The 9,845-nt window shown below is 76.3% G+C and carries 10 protein-coding genes and 1 pseudogene; 6 read left to right on the top strand and 5 right to left on the bottom strand.

Annotated features, from left to right (window positions below):
• The 4 genes and pseudogenes from J5O08_RS08165 to J5O08_RS08150 form a co-directional block, all read right to left on the bottom strand.
• Positions 1–791 (bottom strand): annotated as a pseudogene (locus J5O08_RS08165) (hypothetical protein); the annotation flags it as partial.
• The gene (locus J5O08_RS08160) at positions 788–1,588 is read right to left on the bottom strand and encodes a heme ABC transporter ATP-binding protein (RefSeq protein ID WP_218706383.1); all 801 of its coding nucleotides are present in this window, start codon (positions 1,586–1,588) and stop codon (positions 788–790) included. The gene J5O08_RS08160 and the pseudogene J5O08_RS08165, both read right to left, overlap by 4 nt.
• Positions 1,585–2,700: an iron ABC transporter permease gene (locus J5O08_RS08155; protein ID WP_218706386.1), complete on the bottom strand. Its 1,116-nt coding sequence runs from the start codon at positions 2,698–2,700 to the stop codon at positions 1,585–1,587. Before J5O08_RS08155 ends, J5O08_RS08160 begins: the two co-directional genes overlap by 4 nt.
• 5 nt (positions 2,701–2,705) lie before the next feature.
• Complete coding sequence (locus J5O08_RS08150) at positions 2,706–3,833, bottom strand: hemin ABC transporter substrate-binding protein (protein ID WP_218706382.1); 1,128 nt, start codon at positions 3,831–3,833, stop codon at positions 2,706–2,708.
• Positions 3,834–3,999: 166 nt separating this feature from the next.
• On the opposite strand from J5O08_RS08150, the gene J5O08_RS08145 reads away from it, so the two are divergent.
• Positions 4,000–4,518, top strand: a complete 519-nt coding sequence (locus J5O08_RS08145; protein ID WP_218706381.1) for a hypothetical protein — start codon at positions 4,000–4,002, stop codon at positions 4,516–4,518.
• A gap of 146 nt (positions 4,519–4,664) precedes the next feature.
• On the opposite strand, the gene J5O08_RS08140 is transcribed toward J5O08_RS08145, so the two are convergent.
• A complete protein-coding gene (locus J5O08_RS08140; RefSeq protein ID WP_218706385.1) occupies positions 4,665–5,045 on the bottom strand; it encodes a DUF5997 family protein in 381 nt (126 codons plus the stop codon).
• Between the two features lie 96 nt (positions 5,046–5,141).
• Between J5O08_RS08140 and J5O08_RS08135 the strand changes: the two genes are divergently transcribed.
• The 5 genes from J5O08_RS08135 (at position 5,142) to J5O08_RS08115 (ending at position 9,671) form a co-directional block, all read left to right on the top strand.
• Positions 5,142–6,038 carry a LysR family substrate-binding domain-containing protein gene (locus J5O08_RS08135; protein ID WP_218706380.1) on the top strand — a complete coding sequence of 299 codons (897 nt, stop codon included), beginning with the start codon at positions 5,142–5,144 and terminating at the stop codon, positions 6,036–6,038.
• 9 nt (positions 6,039–6,047) lie between these two features.
• Complete coding sequence (locus tag J5O08_RS08130) at positions 6,048–6,782, top strand: Sir2 family NAD-dependent protein deacetylase (protein WP_218706379.1); 735 nt, start codon at positions 6,048–6,050, stop codon at positions 6,780–6,782.
• 141 nt (positions 6,783–6,923) lie between these two features.
• On the top strand, positions 6,924–7,418 hold the full coding sequence (locus tag J5O08_RS08125; protein ID WP_218706378.1) for a hypothetical protein: 495 nt from the start codon (positions 6,924–6,926) through the stop codon (positions 7,416–7,418).
• Positions 7,419–7,511: 93 nt separating this feature from the next.
• A complete protein-coding gene (locus J5O08_RS08120; protein WP_308281474.1) occupies positions 7,512–8,069 on the top strand; it encodes a helix-turn-helix transcriptional regulator in 558 nt (185 codons plus the stop codon).
• Between the two features lie 69 nt (positions 8,070–8,138).
• Positions 8,139–9,671 carry a DHA2 family efflux MFS transporter permease subunit gene (locus J5O08_RS08115; RefSeq protein WP_218706376.1) on the top strand — a complete coding sequence of 511 codons (1,533 nt, stop codon included), beginning with the start codon at positions 8,139–8,141 and terminating at the stop codon, positions 9,669–9,671.
• Positions 9,672–9,845 lie beyond the last annotated feature (174 nt).

Below are 9,845 nucleotides of genomic sequence, written 5' to 3'. Positions count from 1 at the left end.
CGGGCGGCGCGGGACGCGGCCACCCCGGCGACCGTCGCGGCGACCGCAGCGGCGGCGGCCGACCCGGCCACGACCCACGGCGCGGCGCCGACGCCCTCGGCGTCGCCCTCGACCGGGGCCGCGACGGCGGTCACCTCGGCGGTGGGCTCAGCCGCGGGCTCGGTAGGCGCGGCGGTCACCGGCTCGGCGCCGGGCTCGGCGGTCGACCCCGCCGCGCCGGCGTCCTCGAACGCCACCGGCGTGAACGACTCGTTGTTCGCGTTCGCCACCCCGTGCGCCCCGATCGTGATGACCCCGCACGTCACCGCGCGGCAGTCCACCTCGACGGTCCCGCCGTCCGCGTCGAGCGCGGTCAGCGTCGCGCCGGGGATCGTCAGGTCCGTCGACCACGAGCCGTCCTCGGCGACCACGCCGCCGTTGGCGTCGGCCGCGGTCGTCGAGCCGGGGAACGCGACGAACCGCTGGTAGCCCGCGTTCTCCTGGCCCTGCACGTCGACGGCGTACCGGTACTGGGTGCCCGTGACGCCGCCGGCGGACGGCCGCCAGCCGTCACCGCTCGCCGGGTCCACCCAGCCGAACAGCACGTACACCCCGCCGAACCCGCCGGGCACGGACTGGAAGCCGGTGCCGGACACCTGCACGCTCGTGGGCGCGTCCGGCGCGGCGACGGCCTGCCCGCCCTCCCCGGCGACGACCACCTGGGGTGCCGCGGCGGCGGGGCCGGCGGCGACGAGGGCGGCTGCGGCGGCGAGCGCGGCGGCCGCGAGGGCGCGGAGCGGCGTCGGGGTCATCGGGGGTCCTCCGGGGTGGTGCTGGAGCGGTCGGGCAGCACGAGCAGGTCGCCCGTGCGGGGGTGGACGAGGACCTCGACCGGGTGCCGGTAGACGGCACCGAGCAGGTCGGGTCGCAGGACGTCGGCGGGCGCGCCCAGGCCGCGTACCCGGCCCTCGCCGAGCAGCAGGACCCGGTCGGCGTACGCGCCGGCGAGGCTGAGGTCGTGCAGCACGGCGACGACGGCGTGGCCCGCGCGGGCCAGGTCGCGCGCCTGGCCGAGCAGCATCTCCTGGTGCCGCAGGTCGAGCGCCGCGGTCGGCTCGTCGAGCAGCAGCACCGGCGTGGCCTGGGCGCGGGCGCGGGCGTACGCGGTGCGGGCCTTCTCGCCCCCGGACAGCGTGGGGAACCGGCGGTCGGCGAGGTGCAGCACGTCGGCCGCGGCGGCCGCCTCGGCGACCAGGCGGTCGTCGTCGTCCTCGGCGGCGGTGCCGCGCCAGGGCGCCCGGCCCATGCGGACGACCTCGGCGACCGCGAACGGGAAGCTCAGCCGGTGCTCCTGGAGCAGCACGGCGCGCCGACGCGCCAGGTCGGCGGGCTTCAGCCGCTCGATCGCGGCGCCCTCCGACGTCACGGAGCCGCGGGTCGGGTGCAGGTCGCCCGCCAGCAGGCCGAGCAGCGTCGACTTCCCGGCCCCGTTCGGCCCGACGACCGCGAGCAGCTCCCCGGCCTCGATGCGCAGGTCCACGCCGTCGAGCAGCGTGACCCCGTCGACGTCGTACCCGGCCCCCGTCAGCCCGACCGCCGCCGCGCTCACGCCCAGCCCCCGGCCTGGCGGCGGGTGCGGCGGATGAGCCAGAAGAAGAACGGGCCGCCGACCAGCGCGGTGAGCATGCCGATCGGCAGGTCCGCGTAGGCCACGGCGGTGCGGGCGACGAGGTCGGCGGCGAGCAGCAGCACCGCGCCGCCCAGCGCGCTCAGCGGCACCAGCGCCCGGTGGCCGGGCCCGACGAGCATCCGGACCAGGTGCGGCACGACGAGGCCGACGAACGCGATGATCCCGCAGAACGCGACGGCCGCCGCGGTGAGCAGGGCGACCGCGACGATGCTGACCACCCGCAGCCGCTCGACGTCGACGCCGACGTGCCGCGCGGCCCGCTCCCCCAGCGCGAGCAGGTCGAGGCGCCGCGCGACCAGCAGGGCCACGAGCAGCCCGACGGCGACGAACGGCGCCACCACGGCCACGTACTGCCAGCGGGTCCCGTTCAGCGAGCCGAGCTGCCAGAACACGATCTGCTCGCGCGCCTGGGTGTCGGCGAGGAAGGTGAGGAACGCGATGCCGGCGCCGGCGACCGCATTCACCGCGACGCCGGTCAGCACCAGCGTGACCACCTCGGTGCGGCCGCCGGACCGGGCCAGCAGGTAGACCACGAGGGTCGTGACCAGGCCGCCGACGAACGCCAGCGCCGCCGACGTGAACGCGCCGAGGAAGTTCAGGCCGAACACGATGCCGGTGCAGGCCGCGAGCGCAGCGCCGGAGGACACCCCGACGACCCCGGGGTCGGCCAGCGGGTTGCCGAACACGCCCTGCATGACGGCGCCCGCGGTCGCGAGGGCCGCGCCCGCGAGCACGGCCATGACGACCCGCGGGAACCGGATGGTCCACAGGGCGGCGTCGCCGTTCGCGTGGCTCGGCAGCGGGCCGAGGTCGAGGCCGATCCGGTGCAGCACCGAGCCAAGGACCTCGGCCGGCGGGACGCGCAGCTGCCCGGTCCCGGCGGCGACGACCGCGAGCGCGAGCAGGGCGACGACCAGGCCGACCGCGAGCGGCACGACGCGGCGGTGCCGGGTGCGGGCGAGGCCCGGGGCGGGTGCGGGCGTGCGCGGGGCGCCGGTCGCCGCGGCCCGGTCCGCGCCGGGCTCGCGCAGCGCCGTCACGACGCGTCCGGCGCGTAGAAGGCCCGGGCGAGGGCGTCGAGCGTCTGCGCGGAGGTCGGCCCGAACGACAGCACCTGGGAGTCCGCCATGTCGACGACCCGGCGGTGCTCGCCCGCCGGCGTCTGCGCGACGGCCGGCAGCTGCTCCAGCAGCCCGTCGACCCCGCCGACCGACTCCAGCCCCTTCGTCATCACCAGCACCAGGTCCGGCTGGGCGGCGACCAGGCCCTCGTCGGTCACCGGCCGCATGCCCTGCCAGCCGATCTCGCCGGCGACGTCGACCGCGCCGAGCGCCTCGATCAGCGAGTCCGCGCCGGAGCCCTCACCGAACAGGTAGTACACGCCGGCCTGGCCGCGCAGGTAGAGGAACACCACCCGCAGCCGGTCGGCGGGATCCTCGGGCGCCAGCCGGTCGACCTGGGCCCGGACCTCGTCGATCTCGGCCTGCGTGCGGGCGGCGAGGGCGGCGCCCTCGTCCGGGAGCCCGACCGCCGTCGCCACGGACGCGATCAGGTCGCCGACGGTGCCGAGCTCGCGGTGGGAGTCGACCACGACGACGGGGATGCCCGCGTCGCGCATCTGCAGCACGGTGTCCCAGGGGCCGAGGGTGGTGTCGGTGATGATCAGCGTCGGCGCGAGCTCGAGGATCGCCTCCCCGGACAGGTCGTGCCCGCTCGTCGTCACCACGGGCAGGTCGGCGATCTCCGGGAAGTCGGACGACGAGTCGCGGCCGACGACGCTCCCGCCCAGGCCGAGCTCGAAGAGGATCCGCGACGTCGACCCGTACAGGTCGAGCGCGAGGACCCGGCTGGTGTCGGTGACCGTGACCTCGGTGCCCTGCGCGTCCGTCAGCGTGACGGGCAGCTCGGGCCGCGGGTCGGCGGCGACCGGGTCGACGGGGGTCGCGGCGGCCACGGCCGTCTGCTCGCCCTCCCAGCCGCGCGGGTCGTCGACGGGCGTGACGTCGGCGAGCGCGGGCCGGTCGCCCGCCACCGCGGCCGTCCCGCCGGACGTCCCCGCCACCCCCGTGCAGCCCGCGAGCGCCGCCACGACCACGGCCGCCACCAGCGCCGGGACCGACCGACGGGCGGCGCGGCGGGACGGGGCGTGCGGGCGTGCGGGCATGACGAAGCGACTCCTGCGAGGGTGTGGCTCGCGCACGGGGGCACCGTCGATGGGGCGCCGCGGCGAAGGTGAGCCAAACCTAAGTTAGTCGAACCTCAGAAAACAAGACGCCGTGTCAGATCCGACAGGACGGACACGTTCGGGTGACCCGGCCTAGCCTGGGCCGATGGACCGCCGAGCCCGCGCCGACGCCCCCGCGCCCACGCCGGAGGAGCGCGCCGACCGCCTCAAGGAGCGCGTGTACGTCACGTTCGCCGCGCTGGCCGTCGTGCTCACGCTGCGGTCGCACGGCGACGTCACCGCCGGGGTCGCCGCGACCACCCTGCTGATCACCGTCGGCGGCACCCTGCTCGCGGTGCTGCTGGCCGACGTGGTGTCGCACATCGCGGTGCACGCCGCGCTGCCCACGGCCCCCGAGGCGCGGCACATGGTCGCGGTGTGCACCGGGGCGCTCGGCGTGCTGGTGCTGCCGATGATCTTCGTCGGCATCGCGGCGACGGGGTCGTGGACCGTCGACGGCGCGCTGCGGGCGTCGACGATCGCGCTGGTGGCGAGCCTCGGGGTGGTCGGCTGGCTCGCGGTGCGCCGCGTCGCGCTCCCCGGCTGGCAGAAGCTCCTGGTGCTGGCCGCCGAGGTCGCCCTGGGCATCGCGGTGGTGTCCCTGGAGCTCCTGGCCCACGGCTGAGGCGCGAGGGCCGCGCCGCGGACCCCTCGCGTGAACCTCGCCGAGATGGCAACTCTCGGCTGTCTTGGGGCCTGGTCGCACAGCCGAGAGTTGCCATCTCGGCGCTCGGTCGGAACCGGGGGGTGCGGCGAAGCGGGTTCCGGGCGTCAGCGGCGGGGGCGATCCTTGCCCTCGGCGGCGCGGGCGGCGTCGCGCTCGCGCAGGCGCTGCTCCTCGCGCTTCACCTCGGCCTGGGTGGCGCGCTCGCGGTGCAGCCACTCCGGCGACTCCTCGACGATCGCGTCGATCTGCTCGGTGGTGAGCGGGTCGGTGAGGCCGTTGCGGGCGAGCCCGGACGTCGAGATCCGCAGCCGCGCGGCGACGACGGACCGCGGGTGCGGGCCGTTCTTCCGCAGCTCGGTGAGCCATGCCGGGGGGTTCCGCTGCAGGTCGTCGAGCTGCTCGCGCGACACGGGCCCCGCCTGGAACTCCTCGGGCGTCGCGGGCAGGTAGACCCCGAGCTTGGCGGCGGCCGTGGCCGGCTTCATGGTCTGCGGCGTGCGCGCGCGGCGGGCGGGCGTGGGGGCGGGCTCGGAGGTCACAGCACCAGGATACGGACGCGAGGCGCGGCTACGCTGACGCCGATGTCCGAGCCTCCCGCCGCCGAGCCCGCCGCGACCGACGACCCGCAGCGGTTCCGGCTGCTGCTCGTCCCCGGCGTCGTCCCCGCCTCCTGGGTCCGGACCTGGCGCGAGCGCGTCGTCGACGTGCCGCTCGAGCTGGTGCACGCGTCCGCCGCCGACGCCGGCGCGGTGCTCGCGCGCGGCGAGGCCGACGCCGCCCTGCTCCGGCTGCCGGTCGACCGCGACGTGCTGTCCGCGATCCCGCTGTACGTCGAGACCACCGTCGTCGTGCTGCCGAAGGACCACGTGCTCACCGCCCTCGACGAGGTCGCGCCGGACGACCTGGCCGAGGAGACCCTGATCACCCCGGCCGACGACGTGCTGCGCTGGGCCGACGCGCCCGGCGAGCCGTCGCTGCTGCCGCCGCCCGCGACGACGGAGGAGGCGGTGGCGCTCGTCGCGTCGGGCGTCGGGCTGCTGCTCGTGCCGCAGTCGCTGGCCCGGCTGCACCACCGCAAGGACCTGACCTACCGGCCGCTGACCGACGCCCCCGGGTCGCAGGCCGCGCTCGCCTGGCTCGCGGCCCGGGACGGCGACCCGCTGGTCGAGGAGCTGATCGGCATCGTGCGGGGGCGGACGGTGAACAGCTCGCGCGGGCGCGGGGCGGCGGGCTCGGCCCCGGCGGGCGCCGAGCGCGCGGACGCGAGCACCGGCCGGTCGGGCGGATCCGGGAAGGGTGCGGCCGGGAAGGCGGCGTCCGGCAGGGGCGCGACCGGCAAGGGCGGGACCGGCAAGGGCGGGACCGGCATGGGCGGGGCCGCCACCCGCGGCGGCCGGCCGTCGTTCGGCTCCGGCGGCGGTCGTGGCCGCCCGGGCGGCGGGCGACCCGGCTCGTCCCGCCGCCGCAAGGGGCGCTGAGGCGTGCACATGCCCGCCCCGGGCCTCCGGGTCACGGTCCTCACCGGCGCCGGCGTCTCGACCGGCGCCGGCATCCCCGACTTCCGCGGGCCCGACGGCACCTGGACCCGGCACCCGGAGCAGGCCGAGCTGCTGGAGATCGACCGGCTGGTGGCCGATCCGGACGTCCGGCGCCGCGGCTGGCAGATGTGGCGGACGCACCCGGCGTGGACGGCGCGGCCGGCGGCCGGGCACCGCGCCCTCGTCGACCTGGCGGCGGCCGGCCGGCTGCAGGCGCTGCTGACCCAGAACTTCGACGGGCTGCACCAGGCCGCCGGCAACGACCCGGGCGACGTCGTGGAGCTGCACGGCACGCTGCGCACGACGTCCTGCCTGGTCTGCGGCGACCGGCAGCCGACCGCGGACGTGCTCGCCCGCCTCGACGCGGAGCCCGACCCGCCGTGCGCGGTCTGCGGGGGCATCCTCAAGCCGGACGTCGTCTACTTCGGCGAGCGGCTGCCGGACCGGGCGCTGGAGCGGGCCATCGCCGCGGCCACCGACGGGGACGTGCTGCTCGCCGTCGGCACGACGCTGACCGTCCAGCCCGTGGCGAGCCTCGCCGCCCTCGCCGCCGACTCCGGTGCCGAGGTCATCATCGTGAACGCCGAGCCCACGCCGTACGACCGGATCGCCGACCGGGTCGTGCGGGAGCCGATCGAGGAGGCGCTGCCGGCGCTGGTCGCGGAGCTCCTGGCCCGCCCCTGACCGCCCGCCCGCCCGACGCTCGCCCACGGTGGAAGGTTCTGACCGACACGCCGTGGGCGTGTCGGTCAGAACCTTCCACTCGACGAGCGCGACCCGCCCCGGGGACTCAGCCGGGCGCCGGGTCCCGCCGATGAGCAGGGGGTGAGCCGCGCCCGCACCGCCGTCCTCGTCGCGCTCCCGCTCGCCGTGGGAGCCGTCGCCCTGACGCTGTACGCCGGGCCGTACTGGGTGGACGTCGTGCGGCACCGGGTCGACGAGCAGCGCTGGCCCGAGCAGCGAGCCCGGATCGAGGCGGCGGTCGACGCCGTCGTGCTGCCGCAGGGCTACGAGGTGATCGACTGCGCGGACGGCCTCGGGGCGAGCGAGGGAACCCGGTGCTGGCGGACAGCGGCGCTGCCCGCGGACGCCGCGGTCGACCTGGCGCCCGCGCTGCTGGCCGTGGGCGTCGACGTGCTGGACGAGGGCGTCGGCCCCGACCTGCGCGGCGCGCCGACGACGGCCTTCGCGACCGGGATGCTCGAGGGCCGGTCCGTCTTCCTCAGCGTGACCCGGGAGCTCGACCGCGCGAACCTGCCGGAGACGCCCTTCGCCGACACCGCCGTCGCGGAGCTGACCGCGGACCTCACCGCGCCCTGACGCGACGCGGTGGCTCGCGTCACGCCGCGGGGACTTCCCTGCATGGGACAGACGTCCTATAGTCCACGTGGAGTAATCAAGAAGGAGCATCACGTGGCCGGCACGCTCACCCCTCTCGCAGTCGCAGTCCTCGGGCTGCTCGTCGAGCGTCCCCTGCACCCCTACGAGATGCACCAGGTGCTCCTGCACCGCGCCACCGACCGCATCGTGAAGGTCCGCCCGGGCTCGCTCTACCACTCGGTGGACCGGCTGCACCGGGACGGCCTCGTGCGGGCGGTCGGCACCGAGCGCGCCGGCAACCGCCCGGAGCGCACCACCTACGAGATCACCCCGGCCGGACGCGACGCGCTCTCCGAGCAGCTCGCCGCGATGATCGCCGCCCCGGTCAACGAGTACCCCCGCCTGCCGCTCGCGCTGGCAGAGGCGCACAACCTGCCGAAGGACACCGTCCTGACGCTCCTCCGCGACCGGCGCACCCGGCTCGCGTCGGAGCTCGACGACCTGCGCGCGGGCGTCGACCGCGTCCGGGCCAAGGGCCTGCCGGCCCGCTACTGGATCGACCTGACCTACCAGATCGCGGTCTACGAGACCGAGTCGACCTGGATCGGCACCTTCATCGAGGGCATCGAGTCCGGCGACATCGCCTGGTGACCCGGCGCGGCCCGCCGCGCACCCCTCCCACCCGCTCCGCGCGAGCACGCTTCCCTGCGAGGAACCCGCATGTCCGAGACCGCCCGTCCCTGGCCCGCCCTCTGGGCGCTGGTCGTGGGCTTCTTCATGATCCTGGTCGACACCACGATCGTGTCGGTCGCCAACCCCGCCATCATGGCCGGGCTCGGCACCGACATCGACGCGGTCATCTGGGTGACCAGCGCCTACCTGCTCACCTATGCCGCCCCGCTGCTCGTCACCGGGCGGCTCGGCGACCGCTTCGGGCCCAAGCCCGTCTACCTCACCGGCCTCGTGGTCTTCACGCTGGCGTCGCTCGCCTGCGGCCTGGCCGGGTCGATCGGCGTGCTGATCGCCGCGCGCGCCGTGCAGGGCCTGGGCGCCGCGCTGATGACCCCGCAGACCATGGCCGTCATCACCCGGATGTTCCCGCCGGACTCCCGCGGCAAGGCCATGAGCCTGTGGGGCGCCGTCGCCGGCGTCGCGACGCTGGTCGGCCCGATCCTCGGCGGTGTGCTCGTCGACGGGCTCGGCTGGGAGTGGATCTTCATCGTCAACGTGCCGGTCGGCGTCGTCGCGTTCGTGCTCGCCTGGCGGCTGGTGCCGCGGCTCGAGACGCACGCGCACCGGTTCGACGTGCTCGGCGTCGTGCTCAGCGCGCTCGGCATGTTCCTGCTGGTGTTCGGCATCCAGGAGGGCCAGTCCTACGACTGGGGCCTGATCGGCGGCTGGCTGCCGGTGTGGGGCGTCGTCGGCGCCGGCGTGGTCGTGCTCGCGCTGTTCGTCTGGCACCAGGCGCGGACGAAGGACGAGCCGCTGCTGCCGCTCGGCCTGTTCCGCGACCGCAACTTCGCGCTGGCCAACGGCGCGATCAGCGCCCTGGGCTTCACGGTGACCTCGATGTCGCTGCCGCTGGTCTTCTACTACCAGCTCGTCCTCGGCTTCTCCCCGACCCGGTCGGCGCTGATGCTCGCGCCGATGGCCGTGATGACCCTGGTGCTGTCGCCGGTGATCGGCCGCCGCGTCGACACCGCGAACCCGCGGAACATCGCCCTGGTCGGCATGCTGCTCCAGGCCGGTGCGCTGGTGTGGTTCTTCCTCTGGCTGAGCCCCGATCCCGACCAGTGGGCCCGGCTCCTGCTGCCGAGCGCGGTGCTCGGCGTCGCGAACGCCTGCCTCTGGTCGCCGATCTCGTCGACCGCGACCCGCAACCTGCCGCGCGCGCAGGCCGGGGCCGGCTCCGGCGTGTTCAACACGACCCGGCAGATCGGCTCGGTGCTCGGCTCGGCAGCGATCGCGGCGCTCATCCAGGCGCGCCTGGTCGCCGAGCTGGGTCCCGGCGCGGCGGACTCCACCGGCGCGGCCGAGGCGGCAGGCTCCCTGCCGGAGTTCCTGACCGGTGGCTTCTCCGACGCCATGGCGCAGTCACTGCTGCTGCCGGCGGCGATCGCCCTGGTCGGCGCGGTGCTGGTCGCGTTCTTCGTCCGCCCGGAGCGCGGCGCGCACGGCGCCCCGACGACGGCCCCGGCGGCGGCGGCGACATCGGCGCCGGCCACGCCGTCCGCGCCGGCGACCACTGCCTGACCTCGCCTGACCCGGCGCCTCCCCCGCGCCACCGCGCGCCGAGATGACAGCCGACACGTCGAGTGCCTATCCGCTGGATAGGCACTCGACGTGTCGGTGGTGCACTCGAGGGCGGGAGGCAGGGCGGGACGGCAGGGCGGTGCGGCGGCTGGACAGGAGTGTGGCGGCGCCGAG

The organism is Cellulomonas sp. PS-H5, assembly GCF_019265565.1.
Taxonomy (GTDB): domain Bacteria; phylum Actinomycetota; class Actinomycetes; order Actinomycetales; family Cellulomonadaceae; genus Cellulomonas.
The sequence above is the reverse complement of the archived record's forward strand: the minus strand, read 5'-3'. Positions and strand labels throughout refer to the sequence as shown.